This is a genomic window from Bacteroides sedimenti (genome assembly GCF_040365225.1).
GTDB classification, from domain to species: Bacteria; Bacteroidota; Bacteroidia; order Bacteroidales; family Bacteroidaceae; genus Bacteroides; species Bacteroides sedimenti.
This window is the reverse complement of record NZ_AP028055.1, coordinates 1412901-1439440: the sequence shown is the minus strand read 5'-3', so window position 1 is coordinate 1439440 and position 26540 is coordinate 1412901. Positions and strand designations below refer to the sequence as shown.

Below are 26540 nucleotides of genomic sequence, written 5' to 3'. Positions count from 1 at the left end.
TCCAGGAATGCTTGCAGATTAAAATAAAATATCTACCTTTGCAACGCAATCGGGAAATAAACATGGTGGACGTAGCTCAGCTGGTTAGAGCGTCGGATTGTGGTTCCGAAGGTCGTGGGTTCGAGCCCCATCTTCCACCCACCAAAACAGAAAGGTCTTGAGTAATACTCAAGACCTTTTTTTATTCTCTAATGGTGTGATATTTCACCGCCATCTTAATGGCTCCCCAATATCTAGTGAGGTTATGCATAATGTTTAGGGATCATACTGAAATTCTGAGAATTGTTCTTTAAGCAAAATTATTGGCTAGCCAGAACAGGAAAAATGATATGTTTCTCACTCCTCTTAACCGTACTCTAAAAACTTTAATTTTCGCATTGAAAGATTTACTTGTCGCATTTGTAGGCCGATTGTTGAAATAACGACCAATTCTCATTTGATATAATTGAATCGTTCTGACAGCCCTCCCAACAACGCAGAAACAAATAAAATATGCTATATTTGTAAAAACAACGGTTTTAGTAAACCATTTACAGTTATTACAACTCCAAGCATAAATCAAATACATATTTCCGGATGTAGAATTGGGGTTAGAAAGCTAAATTCCTGAACAAATTGCCGTCTTGGAGGTTAGAATAATAGCGGTACTATTTGAAAACGTAAATCAGATTTTGAGATGGAATAAGAGATGGGCATGAAATATCTATATTTATTTTTTGTCATAATATCTGTTTGCCGATTTTCTTCACTTGAGGCACAAGAGCTAAATCTTGTATACTCAACAGAGTTTCAGCATAATCTGCATGGAAAGGCTAACTGGGTTAATTTGTTAACGGTGAAAGGAACATGGCCGACTGAAAATGCCGGGTTGTGGAAAGACGGATCGTTCGACCTTGCCACCATATCTGTGTTTCGCTCATCCAAAGAACGGATTGTGGACGATATGCAGGTGTTTTCAAACATAGATGAGCATACACTGCTGGTTAATCTGTTTATTGCAGGATACACCCATCGGATTAACCGCATCCGGATGTTTCTGGGTGTGCGTAATATGAATGAAGATTACTTTAATATTCCTTATTCCTCGCTCTTTACAAATAGCTCCTGCGGTGTTTATCCTACCATCTCTTGTAATTACATCTGTGCTAATTACCCCTTATCGGCAATGTGTTTCTTTTCTGAAGTTAAAATCACAAACCAATTAACGTATACCAACAGTCTGTATAACGGAGTGGCTTATGATATTTGGCACGACGGATGTAAGCTGTTTTCTATTAATCCAAAACGAGATGGAGTTATGAATGTGGGCGAACTGGCATTCAGTACAGGCGTACAGTATCAAAGTCGCTATCACCTTGGAGGGCTGTTCCATACAGGTCACCTCAATCCCGAAGAGAATAACAGAAGGATGCCTTTTAATTATGTCGGCTGGCTTTTAGCTGAGCAGGATGTTTATGTCGGAGAGAAAGAAAAAATAGGTTTGCTGGCACAGGCTTCATTTGCTCCAGAAAATAAGAACTATTGCTATAGTTACATCGGAGCCGGAGTGGTTGCATCCGGTTTGTTTTCAGCGAGTAAGAAAGACAAACTGGGGTTGATGGTTAACAGTGCCCGGTTTGCAGATGTGAGAGAGACAACTGCTGAGTTGACATGGAGTGTTCCGGTTAGTAAATACATGGTCCTTCAGCCTGCCTTTCATTGGATACAAACAGGTGAGGATATCTACACAATAGGAATGTTGCGGGCAGTATTTAATATTGGTTTCCCCAGAAAATGAGTGCAGCAAAGCTCGTTGAGTCTGGCAGGCTGATTTTTAACTTGCCAGACTCAACGAATGAATAGATTAAAGAGTATATCCAACTTTTAATTGAATCCCGCTTATATTGCCATCAAGATCATTCATCTTGTTGTAAAGTAGTTTGCAGAAAATCTGATGTTTTGCATTCAATTGGTAATCCATCCCAATCCCACAACTCAAAGTAAAATAGTTTGAAACCATATTGTATATATTTTTATATGTATACTTATTATATCCAATGTATAGTGTGTTGGAGTTGTTGAAAATATTCGAATATCCGATTCCCACTTCTATAGTAGGACGAAACTTTCTTTCTGAATGAGTGTATTTTACTCCTACTGACAAAGTAGAGGCTAAAGAACTAAATGTGTATCTTTCGTAATAATCTGATCCATTGGAGAAACTACCATCTCCTTCTAACCTTGCTAACGAGGCATCAATCACAACGCTCATTGATTTCATGAAACGAGGACTGTTGATATTAAGCAGACCTCCTACCGCAGGGGTTAGTGATTTCTTAGAGTTTAGTAAATTTACCTTAGTGTATTTGTATGAATAATCAGTAAGCTGGAGACCACCATAAACAGCGAAGTTTAATTTTATAAATTTCTGCTTGTAATCATTGGTGAAGACGATACATTTTTCTCCCGAAGTACACATTTTGTCATGATATTCTTTGGTCAACTCAATCATGGTGGCACGATTGAAATCTTTTTTATCGAGTCCTTTTGTTACCGATTCAGCATCCCTAAATGCGTAGTTCAACAGACCAATGTATTTTTTGTCTGTAACATACTTATTCCCCTCAATTTTTTCCGACTCTTTTGTTACGGCAATCATTTTTCCATTCTCATCTTCTATATAGTAATAACCGTTATCTTTAGGATAAAAATAGAGATCTTTAATGCCTTGCACTAAATATTCAAGAAATACTTTTTCTGTTGTTCCGTTCATATCGATAGTACGTGTTACATAGAACTTCACCTCATTGGTAAGCATATAACCCTGAATGTCGTTTGGATAGAACGTCTGCTCCTCGGCATCTTTTGATAACTTGAATCTGCAATGACTGGAATTTATTTTATCCGTTCTGAAGTCTATAAGTCCTTTGATGGTATCATTGCTGTTGGTTATAATGTAACCGGGTCTGTAGTTGCTTTGTGCATTAGCTGTTATAGACAGGAACAATATAAACACGAAAGTGGAAAACAGTTTTATGACCTTATATTTGGAATTGTTACTATATGACATGCCCTGTTTGGAGATTAAATTAGGCGTGTTTTTGTCATGGCTGTTTACATTGAATTGAGAAACGTTTTTCATATAGATCGATTTTAAAGTTTGTGTTTTCAAGAAAACGGATAAGAGAAGACCGTTTCTTTATGTATAAAATTTATGTGTGAACAAATGTAATAAACTTATATTGATAAGCAAAAAATAGTGTAAAATAAAATATTTTATTATTCATCATAAAAAAGTGGATGCTAAACCTCCTCCATATTAAAAAGATAATTAGAGAGGTTTAGCATCCACCTTGTATTCAGACGAATGTAATAATCTTATTCTTCGTTAGCAAACATAGGATCCCAAGCTGGAAGACGGATTGGTTTCTGTTTCAGAATTTCCAGTACCTTGGTTGGCACATATTTCTTGTTCACAACCAATCGGAACATATATTCATTGAACCATTCGTCGGTCATAATCAGGTGCCCTTTGTAGCCATTGGTTGCTCCCCAACTGTTTTCCACCATCCATTTTTTGGCCTTGCCATCTTTATCCAAATCTACAGCCATCAGTGTCATGGCGTGAGAAGAGCCGCTGGCAAAGCTTTGAATGCGTTGTTGTTTATTCATCCCGAAAGAGGTGCCCATCAGGGAGGCATAATCGTAGTTGTTCACGTCAAGCAATCCTCTTTCTGAATTAAGGAATTTGCCTACGTCGCAAGAGAAGTACATCATCGTGCTATCCTTAATCGATTTGATAGCCATCTCCTTGATATCTTCAATCGGAAGATTTACGTAAGTCCAGTTTTTCCCGTCGTAACGGTGGCGATCAAGATCGATTTCGTAATTCTTGTAATACTCACGTGTGGGGTCGTTCATTAGCATCACGTAGTTGTTGGTGAGATCGTCATTAATATATTCCTGGAAGAAAGAGAGCGGAGTATACTTTTTGGTATTTACAGGATTGCCTTTTGTATCCGTTCTTGTCCAGGTGAACTCAGTCGGAGGCACTCCCAAGTTAAGAGTAAGCATCCGGTAAATGGTGCCTAACATTTCTGTTTTGCTCTTTTTCAAAGCGGCAGGTTTTGCCCCTTTGGCTGCCTGATCGCGTAGTTGCAGACCATATTCGCGAAGTTTCAGACTAAGCAGATTGGCCATCTGTGAAGTGTTGTCACTGCTGTTTGTTTCGGGCATCACCTCTTTAGGTACTACTCCGTATTTTCCGATAATGTCTGATATGCCGGTAAACTGACCACCGTCACTCAATGGGTTCTTGAAGAGCCATTCTACCAATTGGTCGTTCATTGGTTTCTTATAGGAATCAATTACCGCTTGCAGGAAGAGGTTCGATTTTTCCAGCTGATCCCAGAAGAAGCAGTAGTTTTGTGAGAATTCAAAAGAACCGAGCTTGTATTTGGCAATCATTTTTGCTCTCATCACATTGAGACCGGTAAACAACCAGCAACGGCCTGATCTTTTTTGATCGGCAATTCCTTTCGACTCAACTTTATGGGAGAAGTAGGTATCCATTTCTTTCAGGTTATCCTGATTCAGCGCCAGTTTCTTTAAATCGCTGCCTCCAATGGCATTGCGGATGGCCTTGTCAGATGGGTTTTCCTGATAACTCTGTTTGATACTTTGCAGCATATCGGGCGATAAGCCTCCATCACTTTGCTGAGCATTGACAACAAGTGCCATAGCTAGGGCAAAGGCGGAAATAATTCTTTTATTCATACTAAATATTCAATTGAATTTGTTTTTAATGAACAAAAGTAACTATTCTGATGTATCGTGGCAAATCTTTTGATATGATTCCTTTTGCGCAGGCTCATATTCACCTTTTCAACTGGGCGCGGTACAATGCGGGATAGACTCTTTTTCCCTCAACCACTTTGCTTTCGAAAAGAATTACCTCGGAAACGGTGAACTTTCCCGACCTTCTTAGAAGGAAAGATTTTAGATTGGATCCTATCTCTCTCGGTCGTGAGAGTAAGGAGATATGGGGCTTGAAGTGTGATTGCTCCAACTCGAATCCGTTTCTCTTCAGCTCTTCATGAAGATCACTCTGCAACTGATTCAGCTTTAGCACGCTTCCTCCAACTCCGGCCCACAAGGTATGAGGGCGGTGAAAGGAGGGGAATGCTCCAAATCTGTCAATCGTGAGTCGGAAAGCTCTTTTCCCGGCAATAGCAGTATCTATCACCTGTGTAAGCAATGGAATTGATTCCGGCGTAAGCTCGCCCAGGAACTCCAGCGTGATATGAAAATACTCCGAAGGTTTCCATGTACCTTTCAGTCCCAGCTTCTTCAACTGAAACTGCGATTCATAAAGGGATTGTTTTACATATTCCGGCAAATCGACTCCAATGTATACTCTCATGTTGCGACCTTTTTATCAGTTTCCGGCACTTTATTGGTACATGATGAAACTGGGCAGCGGCTTCAGCTTCATCATTTCAGGAGGTGTAAGCATGTGGTAAGGTGATTGCCTTACGTCGTTTTTATAGAAAAGCTTGAATCCTGTAAACTGCACTGGTTCCCGATAAATGTAATCCCGATAGGAGTCGAACTTTAGCCATGAAGGACCAAAACCATCCATGTTCATTACAATCTGCACTTCGGGATGAAGCGTTATGTTCTTGTAATTAGTCACCATTCTTCGTGTAAACCGGTGCACAACAAATACTTTGGGCGGCAGATTGTACTCGCGAACCAGCTTTGCCAGATAGTCCGAACAATAGTTAATATCCTGGGCATCGAACGTTCCGATTCGTGTTCCCGGCCGGCTGCCGTCTTTCATGGAAAACTCAGGGTCGATGGCAAGGTGTACGTTAGGCAGTTTTAGGTATTCTTCCAGCAAAGGAACCTCATCCATTACGTTGCTAAGCCCCACTTGTACATCGAGAAAGAGAAGGGCATTGCCCATTCTGGCAATTGCCATCGCCGAGTCTATCTGACTGTGCGGCATGCGTGCCCGGTATCTTCCGTCTCTCTGCGGACCTCCCTGAGCCACCACGGCAATGTAGTGTATGGCAGGTAGCACGGGAGTTTTCGGGTCGGCCTTCTCCCATGCCCTTAATTCGGCTTTTAACCTTTGCCATAGCTCCTTGGGCGGATATTCACCCAGGATACCCATTCTTTTGGAATAGAGATTACCGTAGTAGGCTACAATTCTTTTGTACGGCAGGATATGTCCCTTGATAGGATAGGGCTGATGCTTTACCGGCCAGCGTCCGGTGGAGTCTCCATTGGCCAGTTGCTTCAGCTTTTTATTGTAGGCAAGAGTATCTGTTGTGCTTACTTCCTTTACGACGGCAGGTGCTGAAGAGATAGCTCCTTCATTTTTCTCATTGTTTTCCGATTTGGTTTTCAGGGCACAACTGCACACAACACATGCAAAAGTAATTACTATGGGTATTAACTGCTTTTTCATAGGAAGGTCTTGTATTAAATGTAAAACAAATATAGGAATTCAGACGAATTTTGCAAATTTTTTGCGCGTTATTATCTTGATCTTTCTAAGAAGAACAAATTTAAGAACCGATTTGAATTCTGATAGCTCCCTTATTTTGTCCCAATATTAAGAATTTTCAATTTCAAAAGGTAAATAACGGCAATCTTAACCAGTGTGGAATGCCGATTCAGATGTGTTGATTCCTGATATGATTGTTATCTGCACAACCTAAATACGGGGCGAACCCAGGCAAGAGGCTCTGGATGATGAAATTATTCCAATTCTGCATATTCTAGCCGAAGAAAAAAGATGAACCGTATGGAATGACCAAGGATTACCCCAACAGATAAACTCATGAAAAAAGAAGCACTTTCCGTGAGATGAAGCGTTCTTCTTTGCGAAGAAAATCCAATTATTAAAAATATTGGTAAAAAGGCTATCAAACAAACCGTGGAATTTATTTAATTTTGCACGTTCTTACAGAAAAGAGTTCATACGACGAGTAGAATATTACAGATTTGCGGGCCGTTTTTCTTGTTTTGGCTTCACACTATGAGGCCGAAATAAAATCAGTTCCAATGTTTATTATATACTTGCCATTTGAAAATTAAGGCATAAAAGAGGAACTGCGAAGTCATACAAAATGGGAAAACGGATATATTATTTAGATTTAATCAAGTTTTTTGCCATATACATAGTCATCTTAGGACATGCAATTCAGTATATAGGCAAGGGTTTCTGGCATAATCCACTGTGGGAACTGATTTATTCATTCCACATGGCACTGTTTATGATTATGAGCGGATATTTCTTTTCGTCTTCAATGAAACTATCGGCAGGTGCGTTCTTTAAAAAGAAGTCCGTTCAGCTTTTGCTTCCTGCAGTGGCCTGGTATTCTTTTCTTTGTCTGGTTTATTCCTTCATCAATCCCGGGCTTGAGGAAGAGAATATCATGAAATTCGATATGCATGGTTTGGTTAATAGTTTCTGGTTCCTGAAATGCGTATTCGGATGTTATTTCATTGCCCGTATTTCGCTGAAACTGATAAAGAATGAGTTTTTGGCAGCTATTATTTCAAGTGTAGTTCTTTGCATTGTTCCTTTTGGCAGCCTAGTTGCCATAAACTTTCTGCTTCCTTTCTTCTGGATAGGATTGTTTTACAAGAAGTACCGCGAGAAGATTGAGAAAGATGCATCGCTGTGGTGGGGAGCAAGTCTGGCGCTGTTTATTTTTTGTCTGGCCTGTTGGGAGGGGAGTTATACTATCTATAAAAGCCCGATTGAACTATTTTCTTTTCATCCGTTCCACTTTGCAACAGCCACTTTCGGGATTGCGCTGTTTCGTTTCTTAATAGGTCTGGCCGGAAGTGCTTTTTTTATCATTTCGGTGCAGATGCTCTATGAGCGGTATGCCAATAGGCAGTGGATAAGTAAATGCTGTGAAATAGGGAAGTATACGCTGGGCATCTACATCATTCAGATGATTCTTTTTGAGCGTGTCTTCATGCTTCTTTCGTTGAGGCTGGATGATTGGTTGGTATACCTGCTGGCTCCGGGATTATCCCTGGCAATATTAGCGCTTTGCCTGACTATTATCAAGACAATTGAACGAAACAGCTACTCTCGGTTTCTTCTGTTAGGGACACCCCGTTAGCAAGCGATTTTTAAATAATCTCCACCTTATTTGTCAGAAATCAAACAGATATAATACCTTTGTGTGTTTTTTAGAAAGCATCAAATCTGCCGTATGAAGGAGATTCGCTCTATTAAAAAAACGAAGACAGGGATGCTTGGTGAACCACAATCTCTTTTTTAGTTGAATAAAATGAAGAATAATACAACCCTTTCAATATTCAAAGGAATTGGAATAGTGCTGATGGTCATTGGCCATTCGGGCTGTCCCGCCTGGCTTGGTCGATACATATATTTGTTCCATATTCCCTTGTTCTTCATGGCTTCGGGGTATTTCTTCAACGAAAAATACATCTCAGATAAAAAGACGTTTCTCATTAAACGAATCAAAGGGCTCTACATTCCTTTCATGAAATGGAGTTTGATATTCCTGTTGCTGCACAATCTGTTTATTCATATTGGGATTCTTAATAACACGTATGGCAGTTATCTGTATTCCACTAAAAGAATTCTGATTAACGCCATGAATATAATCTACCGAATGGGGAATTATGAAAATGCCCTGCTGGGCGCTTTCTGGTTTTTGCGTTCGCTGTTTGTTGCCGGCATACTATTTTGCATGAGTTTCTATCTGCTGAGAAAATTCTTCAAAAATGCCACTCCTATAACAATTGCCTTTATCATCGGAATGACCTTCTATCTAGTTAGCGGGCTGAAAGCTTACCTGCATTTCCCCATTCCTGTAATCCCCCAGGGCGGATACCGCGAACTGCTGGGAGTAACCTTTTTTAGTTTGGGTTACATTTGGAAAATGGGAAATGTGGATATAAATAAAAAGAGGTGGTTGTATGTTGTTGCGGCTATCATTCTTACTGTTATCATGCTGGTGCACCCTTGTAGCATGTCACCCAGCTCTTCCTTGGTAGACTTATGTTATTTTTCAATAGGGGCACTTTCCGGTTGTTTGTTGTTCTTCAAGATATCGTCTGTTATTGATACGAGAACAAACCGGTTGAGGAGGCTGCTTGTTTATCTGGGAAACAACACAATGCCTATTCTTGTTTTTCATTTCTTGTGCTTTAAAGCTGTGAGTTTGCTCAAGGTTTATGCGTACGGAATGGATGTAAGGAATATAGGCCGTCATCCCATCATAACGGAGCATAACGAATACATGTGGATAGTATACACGTTGGTTGGGATTGTTTTCCCGTTGATAATTAGCTATTTGCTTGGAAAGACCAAATATACCCGTTTTTTGTCATTCAGATAATTTATCTCTGATTATATCATACTGACTATGTTTTATTCTGTCAGGATATACCTTCAACGATAGGTTTGTTTTGAAGTTTTAAGCGTTTCAATGTCCATTCTTGCATAATTGTCTCTCTGTGCTCTAATCAATTTTTGATGCAATAATGCATTAATATATTAACTTCTGCAATACTCCGATTGCTATATTATTCTCATATTTACAAATTATTTTCATTCAAAAGCCAGACCTCAAATGAATAAAAAGCTGTTAAGGTTGGAGATAACTTAATAATAAAAACTAAAGAAAATGGTTTTCAGTCAACAGGTTTGTACCTTTTCCTCTTTTTTGTATAACTTGCAACTGTTTTTGTCAGCAAGGATAATGTGAATGTATATTGTGTATGGAAAATAAGATTTTGTATATTGTAATTCCTTTGTTTATAGCCGGGATTATTTTATTGTTTTTATAAGTCAGCAAAAGATGTTTTGTGCAAAGGACTTCCGTGTTTGGATTACAAAAAGCATTGCCTGCATAGTTTAAAATTGTCTTTGCAATACCGGCGATTATAAGTAATAGCGCAATTAATAATAGAATTGTTTATGAATAAAATTATCAAAAGTTTGTTTTGCCTGTTTCTAATAGGGATAGGAACTGTTCAGCTGAATGCTCAACAGAAAAAAACGGCAGTAGCGCAACAGGCGGTTGCTGATGACCGTGGTTATATTGTAAAGGTGGGAGACGTGGCACCCGATTTTGAGGTAGCACTGACCAACGGCAAGAAAGTGAAGCTATCGGCTCTGAAAGGAAAGGTGGTGATGCTGCAGTTTACCGCAAGCTGGTGTGGAGTATGCCGCAAAGAGATGCCATTTATTGAAAGTGACATCTGGCAAAAGCATAAGGACAATAATGAGTTTGTGCTAATTGGCATCGATAGGGATGAACCGCTGGAGAAAGTGAAAGAGTTTGCTGCACAGACTAAGATTACCTATCCTTTGGGATTGGACCCGGGAGCAAAGATTTTTACTAAGTATGCCGAATCTAATGCCGGAATAACCCGTAATGTGCTGATTGATAGAACTGGAAAGATTGTGAAGATGACCCGCCTCTATAACGAAGAGGAGTTTGCCGGACTGGTGAAGGAAATTGAGAGTCAACTAGCGAAATAGCTTATATCTGCACATTAATATTAAGAAACTGGAAAGAGTCATTCTCAACCATTTACATGGATTGAAAATGACTCTTTTTTGTGAACTACAACTCATTATCCCGTTTTGGAATAAGAGTTCGGGTTCATCTTTTCTTTTCAGGAAATTTTAGATTATCTGTACTAATTGCCCTGAATCTACGCATTGAAAAGCCCTGATAATATTATGTTAAGGTGGTTATTTGCAATTCAGCAAGATCTGTTTTGCAACGTCTCCTGTCACATTCAGCTGCTCACCAATGGCAAGACCTGCTGTGTTAAAGCGTTCAGCAATCAGGTTAATTGTTTCATCGCCAATATTCACTTCAGAAAGCCGGGTAGCCAGTCCCAGAGAACGGAAAAACTCCTCGGTTTTGGCAATTGCCGCTTCAATCCTCTCGTCTTCACTTCCCGAGGTTATGCCGAACACTCTCTCTCCATACTGCAATATTTTGCCTTTTTTCTGCTCTTTAAGCGTGCGCAGAGTGCCCGGATAGACAATGGCCAGCGAAGCTCCGTGGGTAACCCCATGCAGCGCCGTCAGTTCGTGCCCAATCATGTGGGTGCACCAGTCCTGAGAAACTCCCATACTAATCATGCCGTTAAGGCCCAGGGTGGCTGTCAGCATATAATCGGCCATCACATCGTAATCGTTTTGATTCTCCTTGATTTTCGGAGCAATCTCCAATAGGGTAAGTAGAAGGCCTTCCGCCCAGCGGTCCATCGGACGAGATTGTCCGGGTGCGGTCATGTACTGCTCGGTGATGTGTACAAAGATGTCGGCAATACCGCAGGCAACCTGAAATGCCGGCAACGAAAAGGTAACTTCCGGATCGAGTATAGAGAAAATAGGATAGTTGGTATAGAAAGCATACTTTTCCTTTGTCTCTCTGCGTGAGATAACCGCACCGGCATTCATTTCAGACCCGGTGGCAGGAAGCGTCATAACCGAAGCGTATGGGATGGCTGTTTCGCTGTATCTTCCCAGTACTATGCTCCATGGATCTTTATCCGGGTTTGCCAACGCCGAGGCGATAAGCTTACTTCCGTCCAGCACAGACCCGCCACCCACGGCAAGTACAAAATCTACCTGATGCTCTGTTCCTAAGGCAACCGCCTTGCGAATTGTTTCCACTTCAGGGTTTGGCTCTATTCCCCAGAACTCAATGAATTTGTGGTTTTTCAGGGCCTGAACCACTTGGTCGTAAACGCCGTTGCGCTTTACGCTACCTCCGCCAAACGTAACCAGGATTTTCTTCTCTTCAGGGATAAGTGTAGCCAATTGAGCTATCTCACCTTTACCAAAGACTAGCTTTGTTGGATTTTGAAATACAAAATTGTTCATAAGTATTTTACTTTTAATAGGTTTATTATTATGATTGAAAAAACGTCGAAGTGTTTTTTAAAAACGTCGAGAAACTTTTCAAAAACGTCGAGGCCTTTTTCAAAAACATCGAGACGTTTTAAAAAAAACTAGGCCTTCTTTTTTTATTTCTACGCCTTGTTTTTCAAATCCCACGCCTTGTTTTTTTTAAACTAGGCGTTGTTTTTTTTGATCTGATTGTTTTCATAATGACTGTGACCTTTACTGGAATGGGTTTACGTTTATCGATGTTATTACTACAACTGATTGGCGCTGCTTTTCTTATTTCCAGGTCGACTAGTATGACTGCCGGTATAAAACAGCCAAAGCATGCACCAAATTATCTGATAAAATTGGTGTAGATTTTCTCCTCTTTCGCCGGCAAAGGAACTCCTGCCTTGTGTCCTGCCTCTATGCATTTAATCAGCCAGGCCATATTCTTCGCCAGAGTGCGCATGGTTTGCAATCCTTCCTCGTCTTGCTTCACCTCTTCGGGGGTATTGCCGTGAACCATATTCCAGTATTGCGAAGAGACGATGGGCATGTTGCTGATTGAAAAGTACTTGTTTAGCTGGTCGAATGAGGCGGTAGCTCCACCACGGCGACAGCTGACAACGGCTGCTGCGGGTTTGTTTATCATTCGGTTGCCACGAGCATAGAAAGCCCTGTCCATAAATGAGGTGATGGCACCCGAAGCCGAGGCGAAATGAACCGGTGTGCCAAACACGAATCCGTCGGCATTTTCGGCTTTATCCAGGAAGATGTTCACCTCATCATCAATGAAGCACTTTCCGTTTTTCCGGCAGATACCACATGCTGTGCAGCCGGATATAGGTTGTGTACCCAGGTAGATGATTTCAGTCTCAACACCATTCTTTTCCAACGTATCGGCCACCTCTTTCAGGGCTGTGTAGGTGCAGCCATGCTTGTGCGGGCTGCCGTTTACCAATATTACTTTCATAGGCTGATATCTAAGAAACTGTTTTAAATTTTTTTATGCAGTGTTTTTTAGTCATTTTTTGATGGATTTGAATTTTTATTTCGCATCGTATAGCGGGTTATACGAAAGAAAGGAAAATACAAAGACGCAAAAAAGGGCAGAAAACAGCATAAAAGATAGAAAGAAAAACAGAATCCGTAAAATTCAAAACAGTTTCTAAATTATACTCTGTTTATTCGTGACTGTATCCACACAAATATATGGATTTTTATCTCAATATCCTCTTTTTTTGTGCCAAAAACTGGAAATTATGAAGCTTGCATTGAAGCACGAACAAGAAGGGTGTGACGGTGTGACATCAAAGCCCATGTGGCTAGTTTAAGAAACATCAAATTGGAGCCTGGACAAGAAGGGTGTGAAGTTGTAACCGGCGCTATTGAAAATGAGATAAACAAAGTGGGTGTCAAAAGTCGACTTTTAATCTGAATAGGTTACAGTTCATATTACACCATAAAAGAAAAGAGCCATTTTTACCTGATGATAGGTTTCAAATGGCTCTTTTTTGCTTAAAGAAGCTGGTCTGGTTACAATCTTTAATTTCAGATTATTGGATTGACTTTAGGCACGCTCTTCCTTGCTAGATGGAATGAATGTCTCAGAGCTGCGAAGCTTTATACCCCGCCTTCTCAATCAGACGGATTATTTCTTCGGGCTCCTTGTCGGTCTCAATTGTCAGCACCTTCTCTTTTGAGCTGAGGTCGATAGACCACTGTTCCGGCTTAGCTATCTCGTTCAGGCTTTTGCCTATATTAGCCACACATCCACTGCACATGGCACTGGTTTTAAATTTCAATGTTTTCATTTGTTTCAAGTTTTAGCGTTTTATTATTTCTTGTCCTCGTTTGCCTTGTTCTCGGGAAACGGTTCGGCAGTACACTTTACCTTCTCGAAAGATTTAATCAGTTTTTCGGGAGTTGTTTTTTCCGCATCATACTTGATGACTACCTTTCGGGATGGAACATCTGTTTTCACCTCTTTCACTCCCTTTTCAAAGCGAAGCATATTGGTGATTTTTGCTTCGTGTATTTCGCACATCATCTCATCAACTTTCAAAGTTATGCTTCTTATATCTTTTGCTGCTACTGTTGTGAAAGTCAATAGAATGGCTAACACGGAAAGAATCATTTTTGTTTTCATAACGTACTTGTTTTAATTAAATATTTCTTGGTAAATTAAAGCGCACACCCACATAGAATCTGCTGCCATGTTGCACAGGGCCCCAAATCATTGTAGAGTCAAAGTTGCCTCCGTAAGGATTTGCCGCATCAATAATCGGGTGTTTCTGCGTGAAGTTGGTCAGGTTTTCAGCCCCCAAATAGATGGAACCCGAACGGAAGAAGCGGGTAACTTGTGCGTTTAGCTGAGGAAATCCCTGATAACGCTCACTCCATGACAAGGTGCCGTCTTCATTCGTGTAAGGTGACGGCATCCTTCCTCCGCCATTCAGCTGAAGTGTAGCGTCGAACTGCCATATTCTCAGTGGAGTTTGATAAGAGGCTGTCAGCAATCCTTTGTATTTCCCCGTCAGCGGTTTTTCTTTTAGTACACCGTTATAGGTACTCTTTACATCCGTAATGCGATAAGCTGCTGTTAGTGTAAACCCTCTGAAAAAAGGGTAGGAGGTTTCTATCTGGAAATTCTTTGCATACGACTTTCCATCCAGATTATAAAAGGAGACGACATGCGGATTGGTATCCATATCTGCAACCACCTGCTTCACGAAGTCCGTGTAATAATACTCCGTGTTTACGTTCAAAGTCTTTCCCGCAATGGGGAGGTAGAAAGATGCGCTTGCTCCAACGTTCCACGCCTCTTCCTGATTGAGGTTTCTCGCAATATTGATATCACGGCTACTTGCCAGCAGGTAATTGTTTTCCGCCAGCACATGCGGGGTGCGATATCCTTTACCTGCCGATGCCCGGAGGTTTACATACTCATTCATATTGTATTTGATATGGGCGCGCGGAGTGACAAAGAATCCGTACTCGCTGCTGTAATCCCCCCGCAGACCTGCCATCAAAGTCCACTTTTCATTCGGCGAAAAGGTGTATTGTGCATAAGCCCCGGGTACTGCTTCCTTGATGAAATCAGCTGTTTTTGCCTGATCGGAGTTGTGAGTAAGACGATAGTTCTGGTCGTATGAATCGTAATTGAAGCTGAGTCCGGTGGACAGATTGTGCTTTTTGCCCAAATCGGTTTCGTAAAGCAATGAGGCATACCCATTCTGCTGATTCACATCATAGAGCTTTTTTCCAAAGTACGAATCCTGATTGTGTATGCTTCCCGAAAGAATCAATGCAATGCTGCTCTTCTTTTCTGGGTTCAGTATATAGGCGTTTTTGGAGAAGAGCTCCACTCGGTCTGTATTAATCCCTATCCGATAAGGATTTGCCATATCAAACATCTGTCCGCTGCCTCTCTTTTCGTGAAGCCCTTTTATTCCCGCATGAAATATATAGTTTCCATGATGATACTCCCAGCGGTTTTGCAGGTTGTACTGTTCCATGGTTGGAGAGTCATTGAACCCATCGTGGTTGTCATCCCGCTCCGTTGTTTCATTCTCATAATGAGCAAAAACCATCGTGCTCAGTTCCTTGTTCAGCAAAACCGATGCATCGGCATTGGCTTCGAAGCGTCCCATTGAATTTCCATAGAGATTGGCCGAAAAAATATCTGAGTTCTGTGGCTTTTTGTATTCCACATTGATTTGTCCCGTAACGGCTTCGTATCCATTCTTTACGGATGAGGTTCCTTTTGAAACCTGTATGCTTTGCATCCACGGACCTGGGATATATCCTAGTCCATAGGGAGATGCCGCACCCCGGAAATTAGGAATGTTCTCTGTCAGCATCTGTACATAAGTGCCCGAAAGCCCGAGCAACTTTATCTGCCGGGCCCCTGTGGCCGCGTCACTATAAGTAACATCCACCGAAGGGTTTGTTTCGAAACTTTCGCCCAGATTACAGCACGCGGCTCGTAAAAGTTCGGTCGAAGTGATGGTTTGCGAGTTAAGGATTCCGGCTCTGGATTGAATTAATCCCTGTTTCCGTGCGGTAACCTGAACCTCTTTTAGTTCAATGCCCGGCTTTAGTTTGATAGCCAGCGGAAGTTCGGTTTTTGAATTCACTTCCAGCGTTACCGACTCATAGCCGATAAAGCTCACAACCAATTCTTTATTGCCTTTAAGTGGCTTGAGTTCAAACTGACCATCGGGATTGGTTGTTGTTCCCAAGGTAGAATTCTTCCACGCAACACTTGCTCCGATTACCGGTTCGCCGTCAGTATCGGTTACATTCCCGGTAATAGGTTGTTGCGCATAACTGCCCATGGCTGTAAAAGCCAAGAGTAATGCAAAAAATATTTTCATTATTTCTGTGTATTAGGTTGATTTTATGTTATAAGTTCCCCTGCTGTCATGATGGCATGACAGTACGAAACTGATAATCAAATCAATAATACACAAAACAGGCTGAGGTAATGTCGGGAGGAGTAGGCGTTGGGTGGATATCCCCAATCGTCTCCGCGATAATTCTCAGATTGAAGTTGTTGACTGGATAAAGGAGAAAAGGCTTCTGCAACCAGATTAAATGTAGGGATAGCAAATGTGGGGGCGGAAGCCTTCTCGAAATTGTCTACCTTCAGAATCTTGGTTTTGCAGCAACTATCGTGTTTGTCATTGCAACAAGACATCTTCATCTCTTTCTCCTGCTTTTGCTGACAGCAATAGCTGGATATCGGTACCCCTGCGCCAATATAGATAAACGCTAGTACCAATGTGTAGATGAATATATGCTTAACTTGTCTCATTGTATTTAACGATTGCTGCAAATGTACAAATTCAAATTATGTTTTGTAACAGGTTTAACTTCTTTTATTTGATTTTTACCTCATTTTCCAATGGCTTCCCTTCAAAGAAATCTTTCATGTTCTGCAGGGTAGTATGTGCAATGTTACTCAATGCCTCTTGCGTGAAGAATGCCTGATGGGAGGTGACTATCACATTGTTGAACGATAGCAGGCGTGCCAGAACGTCGTCGTCTATAATCTTATCCGACTTGTCCTCGTAGAAGTATTCACTCTCTTCCTCGTACACATCTAGTCCGGCAGCACCAATCTTCTTGTTCTTCAACCCTTCAATCAGCGCATTGGTGTGTATAAGCTGTCCGCGGCCGGTATTGATTATCATTACTCCGTCTTTCATCTTGCTGATGGTGTAGTCGTTAATCATGTATTTGCTCTCATCAGTGAGCGGACAATGAAGAGAGATGATATCCGAACTGTGGTACAGTTCATCCAGCGAAGTGTAGACCACCTGATTTTCACGGGCAAAATTATAATCGGGATAGATATCATAAGCCAGAATGTTCATGCCGAATCCTCTCAGGATGTGGATTAGTATCTTGGCTATCTTCCCGGTTCCGATGATGCCGGCAGTCTTTCCATGCATATCAAACCCCATCAATCCGTTCAGGGTAAAGTTTCCGTCTCGGGTACGAAGGTAGGCTCGATGTGTTTTCCTGTTCAGTGCCATCATTAGTGCAACGGCATGTTCGGCCACTGCATAAGGCGAATATGCCGGTACGCGTACTACGGTTATTTTACCTTGGGCAGCTGCCAGGTCAACGTTATTAAATCCGGCGCATCTTAAAGCTAGCAGCTTAACCCCGTTTTTATGCATAGCCTCAATCACCTCGGCATCGGCAATGTCGTTCACAAAGATGCATACGGCATCGGCCCCCTGAGTAAGGATTACATTGTTCTTGTTGAGATGTCCTTTGAAGTATTTAAGTTCGAATTGGTAATTCTCATTAACCTGATTAAATGAAGCCTCATCATAAGGCTTAGTATCGAAAAAAGCAATCGTGTATTTCTTCATAACTTTCTACGTTTGGGTTAATATCAAAAATATAAGGTCATATAGATGCCTTCTGTTACAAATATAGTGAAAAATGAGTAATATAGATGCTGTTCCGGAATAAATATTGAATATTATGTTCCTTACAGAAGTTTATAAAGTCACTTAAGAAATATGGTGCAGGAGTCTATTTTTTCAATCTTTTCTTTTTTATATAGACATCTTGGAATATTACAGGAAAACATATCGGCGAATAAAATTATCCGGACTGCAATTTGTTTTTACCGATAAAATCTCTTTCTTTGTTTTGTTAAACAAAATAACAGATGACTAAAAAGAATATCATAGTTACTATTTATAGTTTCTACATAGAAGGCTTTCGTGCCATGAAGCTGGGCAAGGTTTTGTGGATGATAATCCTTATTAAGCTCTTTATTCTATTTTTTATTCTGAAATTATTCTTCTTTCCTCGTTTCCTGAACAATTACAAAACGGATGAAGCAAAGCAGGAATATGTGGGAAGCGAATTGGTAAACCGTGCAAAATCTAATAATCAATAATATGTTTGAAAGTATAGACACCTCTTTAATCGACTGGTCGAGGGCGCAATTTGCCCTCACTGCCATGTATCACTGGCTCTTTGTGCCCCTTACACTTGGGCTGGCGCTAATCATGGCCATCATGGAAACTTTGTATTATCGCACAAAGAATGAATTCTGGAAAAAGACGGCTAAGTTCTGGATGAAGCTGTTCGGCATCAACTTTGCCATTGGTGTGGCAACTGGCATCATTCTGGAGTTTGAGTTCGGTACCAACTGGAGCAACTACTCTTGGCTGGTGGGAGATATCTTCGGAGCCCCTCTGGCAATCGAAGGAATTCTGGCGTTCTTTATGGAAGCCACTTTTATAGCGGTTATGTTTTTCGGGTGGGATAAGGTAAGTAGAGGCTATCACCTTGCTTCTACCTGGCTTACAGGAATAGGTGCCACGCTTTCGGCCTGGTGGATTCTGGTGGCAAATGCCTGGATGCAAAACCCGGTAGGGATGGTGTTTAACCCCGATTCGGTGCGGAACGAGATGATGGATTTCTTTGCCATTGCTTTCTCGCCGGTTGCGCTGAGTAAGTTTCTTCATAGCGTACTCTCCGGTTGGATTCTGGGAGCAGTGTTCGTGGTAGGAATAAGTGCCTGGTTCCTGCTGAAGAAGCGGCACAAGGAGTTTGCCATAGCCAGCATAAAGATAGGTGCCATTGTAGGGTTGGTTGCTTCGGTGCTTGTTGCCTGGTCGGGCGACAGTTCGGCCTATCAGGTGGCACAGACCCAACCAATGAAGCTGGCGGCGATGGAGGGTTATTATGATGGGCAGCAAGGAGCTCCGCTGGTTGCGATAGGTGTGTTGAATTCGAAAAAGCAAACGTACAACGACGAGATATATCCTTTCATCATTGATATTAAAATGCCTAAATTGCTCTCTTTTCTGGCAACCCGAAATTTGAACGGTTATGTTCCGGGAATAAAGAACATCATTGATGGCGGATACAAACAGAGTGACGGAACGATTGCCATCTCTGCTAAAGAGAAGATTGCACGTGGGCAGACGGCTATTTCTGCGCTGGGGGCTTACCGTGCCGCGATGAAAGCCGGAAACAAGGAGGAGGCGCTCTTCTGTCGCCAGGTACTAAAGGATAACATTCAATATTTTGGCTACGGATACATAAAAGACGTAAACCAGTTGATTCCGAATGTGATGCTGACCTTCTACTCCTTCCGCATCATGGTGATTCTGGGTGGTTATTTCATCCTTTTCTTTGCTTTGGTACTTTTCCTGGCGTACAGAAAGAATCTGCCGGAGATGAAATGGATGCACCGGTTGGCCATCTTCACCATTCCTCTGGGATATATAGCCGGACAAGCCGGATGGATAGTTGCTGAGGTCGGTCGTCAGCCGTGGACCATTCAGGACATGCTTCCAACCTGCGCTTCCATCTCGAAACTAGATGTAAGTTCTGTGCAAACCACTTTCTTCATCTTCCTGTTTCTCTTTACCGTAATGCTGATAGCAGAGGTGCGCATTCTGTTGAAAGAGATAAAGAAGGGGCCTGAAGCCTGATGGATGAAATGCGGATTCCATTGAATATAAGAAATGAACGAGCTCTTATAGGCTCTCTATCCGATTAACTAAAATAATTGATTACCTAATTCGTCTATCATATGAATACGACTTATCTATTTTTGCAGCAATACTGGTGGTTCCTTATCTCCCTACTGGGGGCACTGTTGGTCTTTTTACTTTTTGTACAAGGGGGCAATTCGTTGCTTTTTGAGGTGGCTAAAACGGAAGAGCAACGAAAGATGCTTGTCAACTCCACCGGAAGGAAATGGGAGTTTACGTTTACTACGCTGGTTACCTTTGGCGGAGCATTCTTTGCATCATTCCCTTTGTTTTATAGCACAAGCTTCGGGGGGGCCTACTGGCTCTGGATGATTATCCTTTTCACCTTTATCCTGCAGGCGGTATCTTATGAGTTCCAATCGAAAGCGGGCAACCTGCTCGGCAAGAAGACCTATCAGGTATTTCTTGTGATAAACGGTGTGGTAGGACCATTGTTGCTGGGTGGGGCAGTGGCCACCTTCTTTACCGGTTCCAACTTTTTAATTAATAAGGAGAACATCGGAAACCAGCTGATGCCGGTTATCTCCTCTTGGGCAAATGCTTCCCACGGGTTGGATGCCTTGCTGAACCCCTGGAACGTGATCCTTGGGTTGGCGGTTTTCTTCCTTTCACGCGTAATAGCCTTACTCTATTTTACCAACAATATAGACGATGCAGAATTGAATGGCCGCATTCGGAAGGCATTGCCTGCAAATGCCGGATTGTTTCTGCTCTTCTTTCTTCTCTTTTTGTTTAAGTTGTTGCTGATGAACGGTTATGCAGTGAAACCCGAAACCCGCGAAATTGTGATGGAACCGTATAAATACCTGCATAATCTGATTGAAATGCCGGTTGTACTCTCTCTCTTTCTGGCAGGAGTAGTGATGGTTCTGTTTGGCATTATTAGAACAATTCTGAACAAAACATACACCAAGGGAGTCTGGTTTTCGGGCATTGGCACTGTGCTCACTGTTTTGGCGCTATTCCTTTGTGCCGGGTACAACAATACTGCCTATTACCCATCAACGGCTGATATACAGAGCTCGCTGACCCTGGCAAATAGCTGTTCCAGTATGTTTACCCTCAAAACTATGGCGATAGTATCCTTGTTGATTCCGTTTGTGGTGGCCTATATTTTCTATGCATGGCGTGCGCTCGATAGGAAGAAGATTGATGTTCGGGAAATGAATGAGGGGGGACATGCTTATTGATTGACTATCTTCCTGAAGATAAAACGGATATTATGCAAGTATCGTTGTTTGGATGCTGATGCGATGAATTGTAATAGCTTGCAAATAATAATGGATTAAGGGGTTGCCTCTCAATAAGGTAGCTCCTTTTTTTATTTTATGGGAGAGGTTCGGGTATATGCGAAAAAAAAGGAGTCACGCCTGACTCCAACCTTTGTTAACCTTAAATCTAATACTATGAAAAACACATTGCAAATGTACGGCTTTTAGTTAAAATTGCAAGCATTTAATGGTTAAAAAGATGTTTTATAACATGTTTTAAGGATTGCTGTGTGCAAATGTTTAAAGATATAAAAGAGTAATGCAGAAATTATATATTTAGACAGTTGAAAGTATAAATAGTTGTAAAATGAACAATTACTTGTTCCATCGGGTAGGAGCTCTGAAAAAAAATGGTAATTTTGCACCTTGAAAATTTTTAGGAAATAAATTTATTATATGCTTTCTCTTGATATGATTTACAAGGCGAACACCGTATTGAGTTCGGTGATTCGCAGAACAGATTTAATTAGTACAGACAAAATCAATCCCAATGCTCAGATATTCCTTAAGCCAGAGAATCTCCAAGTTACAGGTTCGTTCAAGGTGCGAGGGGCAAGCTTTAAAATCTCACAACTTACTGACGAAGAAAAAGCGAAAGGTGTAATAGCCTGTTCGGCTGGTAACCATGCACAGGGTGTGGCGCTGGCTGCACAACGGTATGGCATTAAGTCGCTTATTTGCTTGCCTTCGGGAGCTCCCATCAGCAAGGTGGAGGCAACTCGTGAAAAAGGAGCAGAGATTTGTCTGGTTGATGGGGTATATGATGATGCTTACCAACGCGCTTTACAATTGCGTGATGAACGAGGACTCACCTTTATCCATCCATTTGATGATGACTATGTGATTGCGGGGCAAGGCACAATTGGGTTGGAAATACTAAATGACCTGCCTGATGTTGATGTTGTGATTGTTCCTATTGGCGGAGGCGGACTGGCTAGTGGAGTGGCGTATGCCATCAAGATGCTGAAGCCTGACACGAAGGTTTACGGTGTTCAGGCAGAAGGTGCAGCTAGTATGGTTAAAAGTATCGACCAGAACCAGATTAAGTGCCTTCAGTCAGTGTTGACCATTGCAGACGGTATCGCGGTGAAAGAGCCGGGAGAGAACACGTTCAACCTTTGCCAACAATATCTTGATGGCATTGTAACGGTGAGTGAGGATGAGATTTGCGCTGCCATTCTTTGCCTGATGGAACACCATCGTCTTATTGCAGAAGGGGCAGGGGCTGTGTCGATTGCTGCGGCTATGTTCGACAAACTTCCTATCGAAGGGAAGAAAGTTTGCTGCATCCTTAGCGGAGGCAACATTGATGTGACAATTCTGAGCCGTGTGGTTAACCGTGGATTGCTTAAGAGCGGACGTACCATCGAAATGCTTATTGAGCTTCCCGATCGTCCTGGTTCGCTGTTGGCGCTGACGAAGGTTATTGTGCACCACTGTGCCAATATCATCTCTATTCACCACGAACGTAATGGCGAAAGTCCGGATGTAAACTCGTGCAACTTGCGTATTGTTCTCGAAACTCGTAATGCGGAACACACGAACGAAATTCGTGAAGGAATCGCCAGAAATGGTTTTCAGATATTGGAATGGAAATAATATAACGATACTGTTTTAGTATTCAGATTAAAAAATCCGGCAACTTTCTGGTAAACATGAAAGTTGCCGGATTTTTATTTATACTTTTTCGGAGCGGATGTTCCACTTCCTTATTGCACCGGTAGCATACGGGCAAAAAAAAAGGAGTCACGCCTGACTCCAACCTTTGTTAACCTTAAATCTAATACTATGAAAAACACATTGCAAAGGTACGTCTTTTGGGGAAATCTGCAAATATTTGGGCTTAAAAACTATGTTTTATAACATGTTTTAATGATTGGTGGCGGAATGCTTAAAGAGTTAAAAAATGGGGCGCCAAATACTTTCTTTCGCAATTTAAGCGAACAACATCACAATCTTTACGACAATGATCTTGAATTAGATACATTCTTTCGCAATTCAAAGAGGGAGCTATTGTTATAAAACTACATAATATAGAAGCTGCTGCCAGGTGTAAAGCTGATATATACAACTGTGACTATAAAGTAGAATGTCGGCATGTTGCTTAGGTTAATCCGAGAATGATTTATGTCGTTTTTTCAAATAGGAAGGTTGGGTTGCAATGCTCTTTTTCTGCGTGAAATATTAGCAAAACCACTTAAAAATGTAATACCTTTGCACAGATATAATAAAAACCACTCTTCGTCGAATGGGGCGAAGTTGCATTTAAAAAGAAAGAGGTAACAATGGAAAATAGTGCTTATTTTGATAAGTATGAGGAGAGATTGACAGAGGTACTGGTGCAGTATTGCACCGGGCTGGGAATGATGAACGGCCAGCTGCTGACTGCCGAGGAGCTGGATGAGAAATGGAATGAGATTGCACCTGAGTACATGGTGAATGCTGTTCCGCAGATACAAGAGTATCCCACCGTATCGGTTGCATGGGCCGGATATTTAGGAATGGGGATTGCTGTTCTTTGGGATAAAGAGTGGGACAAGTATAGGAATGACGTGGACTTATACAACTCTTTCGTCACTCCCCGTGGATTTGATTGTATGGACGAATACATTGCCGAGGAATTGCTTGGGGTAGACATCGAATCGAAAGAGTTTACCGAGATCGAAGGGCTTATGAGAAATTGCGGCATGACTGCGGTCGCCATGATTCGGAAAGAGAATATCGAACCCCAAAGTCCTGATGCATTCTATGTGTTTGCACGTACCGTAAAAGTTATGTTCAAAGTGGGTGTTTCCATAGCTTTAAAACGCCTGGGATACAAATACGAAAAAGTAACCATTGCAAATCCAACGCATAACTGATTTCGGCTTACCTGCAAAAGTTTTGGGGGATGTATATCTGATAATGGGTCTGAATAAAAAGGACTTTGTATCTATCCCATGTTTAAGGGCAAAAAAAAAGGAGTCACGCCTGACTCCAACCTTTGTTAACCTTAAATCTAATACTATGAAAAACACATTGCAAAGGTACTGCTTTTGGAGACATTTGCAAATAATTGGGTTTAAAAACTATGTTTTATAACATGATTTAATAATTTGCTCAGATGTTGTTAATTGTGTTAAAATATAAAAGTGCATTTTAAAATTTTGAATCTTGTCCGATGATTAGTTGTTTCTCACCTGTTGTTGATAATAATACCACCCGTATAGTGGTGGGTACCATGCCCAGTGTGGATTCGCTCCGCTTTAGCGAGTATTACGGAAATCCAAGAAATCAATTCTGGAAGATACTTTTCTCTGTTTTTGAAGATGGACGCCAACCGGCTGGTTACGAAGATAAAATTGCAACGGCACAAAAACACGGCGTCGGGTTGTGGGATATTCTGGCTTCCTGTAAGCGTGAGGGGAGTCTGGATAGTAATATCAAGGATGAATCGTTTAATGATTTCCCTTTATTGCTCCAAAGATATTCCAACGTACGAATATTGATATTCAACGGACAGAATAGTTATAAGTATTTTCTGAAGGTGCATGGCCAGCTTCCGGGAGTGGAATACCGGGTGATGCCTTCAACCAGTCCGGCCAACGCGGCAAAGAACTTTGAAGCCAAACTCAAAGAATGGAAAGAGGCACTCTCTTTTTAATGATAACTAGCCGATAAATTACCTCGGATTGTTGCTTTGAAATATCTATAAGAAAATCTGTTTGCCACTTTATTATTGATTTCTATTTGCATATTGTTAGAATGTGGGATGTGATGTTGTTATATGTTTATAGAATCTTTTATTCTGAATAAATATCTGTAACGAACAACTGTTTTTAGTTAAAAATGAACTTTTATATTAAAGAAAATAAACGTTTTTGATATCCAAATATTAAATCATGTTATTGAGCAGATTTTTCCTTGAAAAATATTTGGAGATTTTCTGAAAATCAGTACCTTTGTACTGTGTTTTTCATAGTATTAGATTTAAGGTTAACAAAAGGTTGGGTCAAGGCGTTGACCCTTTTTTTTTGTCCTTATCTCAACGATTGTTTATCTGTCGTAATTAATCCGCCCGAACCTTCGTCTCCTTTCGTAAATTCTTTGTATTTTTACGCCGCAACATTAATAACTTAAGACTATGTTTTCAGGAATCATTGAAGAATATGCTGAAGTAGTTTCTGTGGTCAAGGACCGCGAGAACCTGCACATTACCATGAAGTGCTCGTTTGTTAACGAACTTAAGATAGACCAAAGCGTGGCTCACAACGGCGTTTGCCTGACAGTGGTGAGCATGACCGACGACACCTATACTGTAACTGCCATGAAGGAAACCATCGATCGTTCCAATATCGGCTTGCTGAAACCGGGCGATAAGGTGAACGTGGAGAGAAGCATGATGATGAACGGACGTTTAGACGGGCATATCGTTCAGGGTCATGTAGACCAGACGGCATCCTGTTTAGCTGTGGAAGAAGTGGGCGGAAGCTGGATATACACCTTTAAGTACACATTCGACAAGGAGATGGCGAAGCGTGGGTACATCACGGTGGACAAAGGATCGGTTACGGTGAACGGCGTAAGCCTTACGGTGTGCAACCCTACGGACGACACATTCCAGGTAAACATCATCCCTTACACCTATGAGTATACAAACTTTCATACCATTCAGGTGGGAACTATCGTCAATCTGGAATTCGATATCATCGGTAAATACATCAGCCGGATGATTCAGTATAAGTAACCAAACTAAAACAGGAGAATATGAACGATTTTCTGGAATTGGTTAAATCACGTCAGAGCGACCGGGCGTATGACATGACACGCGATGTGGAACCCGAAAAGTTGGACCGCATTCTCGAAGCGGCCCGTCTGGCGCCATCGGCCTGCAATGCACAGCCATGGAAGTTTGTGGTGATAACCGACCGGGAGCTTTCCATAGAAATAGGGAAGGCGGCTGCCGGAATGGGAATGAACAAGTTTGCCAAAGAGGCTCCCGTGCATATCCTTATAGTGGAAGAATCAGCAAATATCACTTCCATGCTAGGTGGGAAGGTGAAGAATAAACATTTCCCGCTGATCGACCTCGGAATAGCCGCGGCTCATATCACTCTTGCCGCCGAAAGCGAGGGACTGGGCTCCTGTATGGTGGGGTGGTTTGATGAGAAGAAGATGAAACAGCTTGCCGGCATTCCGGAAAAGAAACGGCTCCTGCTCGATATTACAATTGGTTATTCATTAAAGCCTAAAAGGGATAAAGTTCGCAAGGAGAAATCAAAGGTGGTTTCTTACAACAAATACTAAACTACCCTTCAAGAATTGCCTCCTCCAGGTTAAAAGAAAAAACTTGTAACT

Annotated in this window: 24 protein-coding genes and 1 tRNA gene; 13 read left to right on the top strand and 12 right to left on the bottom strand. The window is 41.6% G+C overall.

Annotated features, from left to right (window positions below):
* Positions 1-64: 64 nt before the first annotated feature.
* Positions 65-140 (top strand) — tRNA-His (locus ABWU87_RS05815).
* Positions 141-289: 149 nt separating this feature from the next.
* On the opposite strand, the gene ABWU87_RS05810 is transcribed toward ABWU87_RS05815, so the two are convergent.
* Positions 290-568 carry a transposase gene (locus tag ABWU87_RS05810; protein WP_353334048.1) on the bottom strand — a complete coding sequence of 93 codons (279 nt, stop codon included), beginning with the start codon at positions 566-568 and terminating at the stop codon, positions 290-292.
* 126 nt (positions 569-694) lie between these two features.
* On the opposite strand from ABWU87_RS05810, the gene ABWU87_RS05805 reads away from it, so the two are divergent.
* Positions 695-1777: a carbohydrate porin gene (locus ABWU87_RS05805; RefSeq protein WP_353334047.1), complete on the top strand. Its 1083-nt coding sequence runs from the start codon at positions 695-697 to the stop codon at positions 1775-1777.
* A 66-nt stretch (positions 1778-1843) separates the two neighbouring features.
* Here the strand turns inward: ABWU87_RS05805 and ABWU87_RS05800 are convergent, their stop codons facing one another.
* The 4 genes from ABWU87_RS05800 to ABWU87_RS05785 all read right to left on the bottom strand — a co-directional run bounded on the left by ABWU87_RS05800 (position 1844) and on the right by ABWU87_RS05785 (position 6454).
* Positions 1844-3121 (bottom strand): hypothetical protein, encoded by a 1278-nt coding sequence (locus tag ABWU87_RS05800; RefSeq protein ID WP_353334046.1) that lies wholly within the window; start codon positions 3119-3121, stop codon positions 1844-1846.
* Positions 3122-3357: 236 nt separating this feature from the next.
* Positions 3358-4755 carry a C1 family peptidase gene (locus ABWU87_RS05795; RefSeq protein ID WP_353334045.1) on the bottom strand — a complete coding sequence of 466 codons (1398 nt, stop codon included), beginning with the start codon at positions 4753-4755 and terminating at the stop codon, positions 3358-3360.
* Between the two features lie 100 nt (positions 4756-4855).
* Positions 4856-5401, bottom strand: a complete 546-nt coding sequence (thpR, locus tag ABWU87_RS05790; protein WP_353334044.1) for an RNA 2',3'-cyclic phosphodiesterase — start codon at positions 5399-5401, stop codon at positions 4856-4858.
* Between the two features lie 30 nt (positions 5402-5431).
* Positions 5432-6454: a hypothetical protein gene (locus ABWU87_RS05785; RefSeq protein WP_353334043.1), complete on the bottom strand. Its 1023-nt coding sequence runs from the start codon at positions 6452-6454 to the stop codon at positions 5432-5434.
* Positions 6455-7118: 664 nt separating this feature from the next.
* Here ABWU87_RS05785 and ABWU87_RS05780 point away from each other — a divergent pair.
* The 3 genes from ABWU87_RS05780 (at position 7119) to ABWU87_RS05770 (ending at position 10525) form a co-directional block, all read left to right on the top strand.
* Positions 7119-8129, top strand: coding sequence for an acyltransferase family protein (locus ABWU87_RS05780; protein ID WP_353334042.1), 1011 nt, complete (start codon positions 7119-7121; stop codon positions 8127-8129).
* Positions 8130-8300: 171 nt separating this feature from the next.
* Positions 8301-9377, top strand: coding sequence for an acyltransferase family protein (locus ABWU87_RS05775; protein WP_353334041.1), 1077 nt, complete (start codon positions 8301-8303; stop codon positions 9375-9377).
* 581 nt (positions 9378-9958) lie between these two features.
* Positions 9959-10525, top strand: a complete 567-nt coding sequence (locus ABWU87_RS05770) for a TlpA family protein disulfide reductase (protein WP_353334040.1) — start codon at positions 9959-9961, stop codon at positions 10523-10525.
* 216 nt (positions 10526-10741) lie between these two features.
* Here the strand turns inward: ABWU87_RS05770 and ABWU87_RS05765 are convergent, their stop codons facing one another.
* From ABWU87_RS05765 to ABWU87_RS05735, 7 genes are all read right to left on the bottom strand, one after another.
* Positions 10742-11887 carry an iron-containing alcohol dehydrogenase gene (locus ABWU87_RS05765; protein ID WP_353334039.1) on the bottom strand — a complete coding sequence of 382 codons (1146 nt, stop codon included), beginning with the start codon at positions 11885-11887 and terminating at the stop codon, positions 10742-10744.
* Between the two features lie 358 nt (positions 11888-12245).
* Positions 12246-12866, bottom strand: coding sequence for a flavodoxin family protein (locus ABWU87_RS05760; RefSeq protein ID WP_353334038.1), 621 nt, complete (start codon positions 12864-12866; stop codon positions 12246-12248).
* 634 nt (positions 12867-13500) lie between these two features.
* Positions 13501-13707: a heavy-metal-associated domain-containing protein gene (locus tag ABWU87_RS05755; RefSeq protein WP_353334037.1), complete on the bottom strand. Its 207-nt coding sequence runs from the start codon at positions 13705-13707 to the stop codon at positions 13501-13503.
* A 23-nt stretch (positions 13708-13730) separates the two neighbouring features.
* On the bottom strand, positions 13731-14042 hold the full coding sequence (locus ABWU87_RS05750) for a heavy-metal-associated domain-containing protein (RefSeq protein WP_353334036.1): 312 nt from the start codon (positions 14040-14042) through the stop codon (positions 13731-13733).
* 16 nt (positions 14043-14058) lie between these two features.
* Positions 14059-16272 carry a TonB-dependent receptor gene (locus ABWU87_RS05745; protein ID WP_353334035.1) on the bottom strand — a complete coding sequence of 738 codons (2214 nt, stop codon included), beginning with the start codon at positions 16270-16272 and terminating at the stop codon, positions 14059-14061.
* Between the two features lie 77 nt (positions 16273-16349).
* Positions 16350-16712, bottom strand: a complete 363-nt coding sequence (locus tag ABWU87_RS05740) for a hypothetical protein (RefSeq protein WP_353334034.1) — start codon at positions 16710-16712, stop codon at positions 16350-16352.
* A 64-nt stretch (positions 16713-16776) separates the two neighbouring features.
* The gene (locus ABWU87_RS05735; RefSeq protein WP_353334033.1) at positions 16777-17781 is read right to left on the bottom strand and encodes a 2-hydroxyacid dehydrogenase; all 1005 of its coding nucleotides are present in this window, start codon (positions 17779-17781) and stop codon (positions 16777-16779) included.
* A 305-nt stretch (positions 17782-18086) separates the two neighbouring features.
* Here ABWU87_RS05735 and ABWU87_RS05730 point away from each other — a divergent pair, with 305 nt between their 5' ends.
* From ABWU87_RS05730 to ABWU87_RS05695, 8 genes are all read left to right on the top strand, one after another.
* On the top strand, positions 18087-18320 hold the full coding sequence (locus tag ABWU87_RS05730; protein ID WP_353334032.1) for a DUF4492 domain-containing protein: 234 nt from the start codon (positions 18087-18089) through the stop codon (positions 18318-18320).
* Between the two features lies 1 nt (position 18321).
* Positions 18322-19869 carry a cytochrome ubiquinol oxidase subunit I gene (locus ABWU87_RS05725; RefSeq protein WP_353334031.1) on the top strand — a complete coding sequence of 516 codons (1548 nt, stop codon included), beginning with the start codon at positions 18322-18324 and terminating at the stop codon, positions 19867-19869.
* A gap of 101 nt (positions 19870-19970) precedes the next feature.
* The gene (locus ABWU87_RS05720) at positions 19971-21122 is read left to right on the top strand and encodes a cytochrome d ubiquinol oxidase subunit II (RefSeq protein WP_353334030.1); all 1152 of its coding nucleotides are present in this window, start codon (positions 19971-19973) and stop codon (positions 21120-21122) included.
* Positions 21123-21599: 477 nt separating this feature from the next.
* A complete protein-coding gene (ilvA, locus tag ABWU87_RS05715; protein WP_353334029.1) occupies positions 21600-22802 on the top strand; it encodes a threonine ammonia-lyase in 1203 nt (400 codons plus the stop codon).
* Between the two features lie 686 nt (positions 22803-23488).
* Positions 23489-24064: a hypothetical protein gene (locus ABWU87_RS05710; protein ID WP_353334028.1), complete on the top strand. Its 576-nt coding sequence runs from the start codon at positions 23489-23491 to the stop codon at positions 24062-24064.
* A 299-nt stretch (positions 24065-24363) separates the two neighbouring features.
* Positions 24364-24846 (top strand): DNA-deoxyinosine glycosylase, encoded by a 483-nt coding sequence (locus tag ABWU87_RS05705; protein ID WP_353334027.1) that lies wholly within the window; start codon positions 24364-24366, stop codon positions 24844-24846.
* A gap of 480 nt (positions 24847-25326) precedes the next feature.
* Positions 25327-25929, top strand: coding sequence for a riboflavin synthase (locus tag ABWU87_RS05700; protein ID WP_353334026.1), 603 nt, complete (start codon positions 25327-25329; stop codon positions 25927-25929).
* 20 nt (positions 25930-25949) lie between these two features.
* Entirely contained in the window at positions 25950-26489 is a 540-nt protein-coding gene (locus ABWU87_RS05695) for a nitroreductase family protein (protein WP_353334025.1), read from the top strand.
* The last annotated feature ends 51 nt before the right edge of the window (positions 26490-26540 follow it).

What these genes read in the sequence shown, in the direction of transcription:
- ABWU87_RS05810 (WP_353334048.1), bottom strand. Translation starts at nt 568, where the DNA reads ATGTATTTGATTTATGCTTGGAGTTGTAATAACTGTAAATGGTTTACT.
- ABWU87_RS05805 (WP_353334047.1), top strand. Translation starts at nt 695, where the DNA reads ATGAAATATCTATATTTATTTTTTGTCATAATATCTGTTTGCCGATTT.
- ABWU87_RS05800 (WP_353334046.1), bottom strand. Translation starts at nt 3,121, where the DNA reads ATGAAAAACGTTTCTCAATTCAATGTAAACAGCCATGACAAAAACACG.
- ABWU87_RS05795 (WP_353334045.1), bottom strand. Translation starts at nt 4,755, where the DNA reads ATGAATAAAAGAATTATTTCCGCCTTTGCCCTAGCTATGGCACTTGTT.
- thpR (WP_353334044.1), bottom strand. Translation starts at nt 5,401, where the DNA reads ATGAGAGTATACATTGGAGTCGATTTGCCGGAATATGTAAAACAATCC.
- ABWU87_RS05785 (WP_353334043.1), bottom strand. Translation starts at nt 6,454, where the DNA reads ATGAAAAAGCAGTTAATACCCATAGTAATTACTTTTGCATGTGTTGTG.
- ABWU87_RS05780 (WP_353334042.1), top strand. Translation starts at nt 7,119, where the DNA reads ATGGGAAAACGGATATATTATTTAGATTTAATCAAGTTTTTTGCCATA.
- ABWU87_RS05775 (WP_353334041.1), top strand. Translation starts at nt 8,301, where the DNA reads ATGAAGAATAATACAACCCTTTCAATATTCAAAGGAATTGGAATAGTG.
- ABWU87_RS05770 (WP_353334040.1), top strand. Translation starts at nt 9,959, where the DNA reads ATGAATAAAATTATCAAAAGTTTGTTTTGCCTGTTTCTAATAGGGATA.
- ABWU87_RS05765 (WP_353334039.1), bottom strand. Translation starts at nt 11,887, where the DNA reads ATGAACAATTTTGTATTTCAAAATCCAACAAAGCTAGTCTTTGGTAAA.
- ABWU87_RS05760 (WP_353334038.1), bottom strand. Translation starts at nt 12,866, where the DNA reads ATGAAAGTAATATTGGTAAACGGCAGCCCGCACAAGCATGGCTGCACC.
- ABWU87_RS05755 (WP_353334037.1), bottom strand. Translation starts at nt 13,707, where the DNA reads ATGAAAACATTGAAATTTAAAACCAGTGCCATGTGCAGTGGATGTGTG.
- ABWU87_RS05750 (WP_353334036.1), bottom strand. Translation starts at nt 14,042, where the DNA reads ATGAAAACAAAAATGATTCTTTCCGTGTTAGCCATTCTATTGACTTTC.
- ABWU87_RS05745 (WP_353334035.1), bottom strand. Translation starts at nt 16,272, where the DNA reads ATGAAAATATTTTTTGCATTACTCTTGGCTTTTACAGCCATGGGCAGT.
- ABWU87_RS05740 (WP_353334034.1), bottom strand. Translation starts at nt 16,712, where the DNA reads ATGAGACAAGTTAAGCATATATTCATCTACACATTGGTACTAGCGTTT.
- ABWU87_RS05735 (WP_353334033.1), bottom strand. Translation starts at nt 17,781, where the DNA reads ATGAAGAAATACACGATTGCTTTTTTCGATACTAAGCCTTATGATGAG.
- ABWU87_RS05730 (WP_353334032.1), top strand. Translation starts at nt 18,087, where the DNA reads ATGACTAAAAAGAATATCATAGTTACTATTTATAGTTTCTACATAGAA.
- ABWU87_RS05725 (WP_353334031.1), top strand. Translation starts at nt 18,322, where the DNA reads ATGTTTGAAAGTATAGACACCTCTTTAATCGACTGGTCGAGGGCGCAA.
- ABWU87_RS05720 (WP_353334030.1), top strand. Translation starts at nt 19,971, where the DNA reads ATGAATACGACTTATCTATTTTTGCAGCAATACTGGTGGTTCCTTATC.
- ilvA (WP_353334029.1), top strand. Translation starts at nt 21,600, where the DNA reads ATGCTTTCTCTTGATATGATTTACAAGGCGAACACCGTATTGAGTTCG.
- ABWU87_RS05710 (WP_353334028.1), top strand. Translation starts at nt 23,489, where the DNA reads ATGGAAAATAGTGCTTATTTTGATAAGTATGAGGAGAGATTGACAGAG.
- ABWU87_RS05705 (WP_353334027.1), top strand. Translation starts at nt 24,364, where the DNA reads ATGATTAGTTGTTTCTCACCTGTTGTTGATAATAATACCACCCGTATA.
- ABWU87_RS05700 (WP_353334026.1), top strand. Translation starts at nt 25,327, where the DNA reads ATGTTTTCAGGAATCATTGAAGAATATGCTGAAGTAGTTTCTGTGGTC.
- ABWU87_RS05695 (WP_353334025.1), top strand. Translation starts at nt 25,950, where the DNA reads ATGAACGATTTTCTGGAATTGGTTAAATCACGTCAGAGCGACCGGGCG.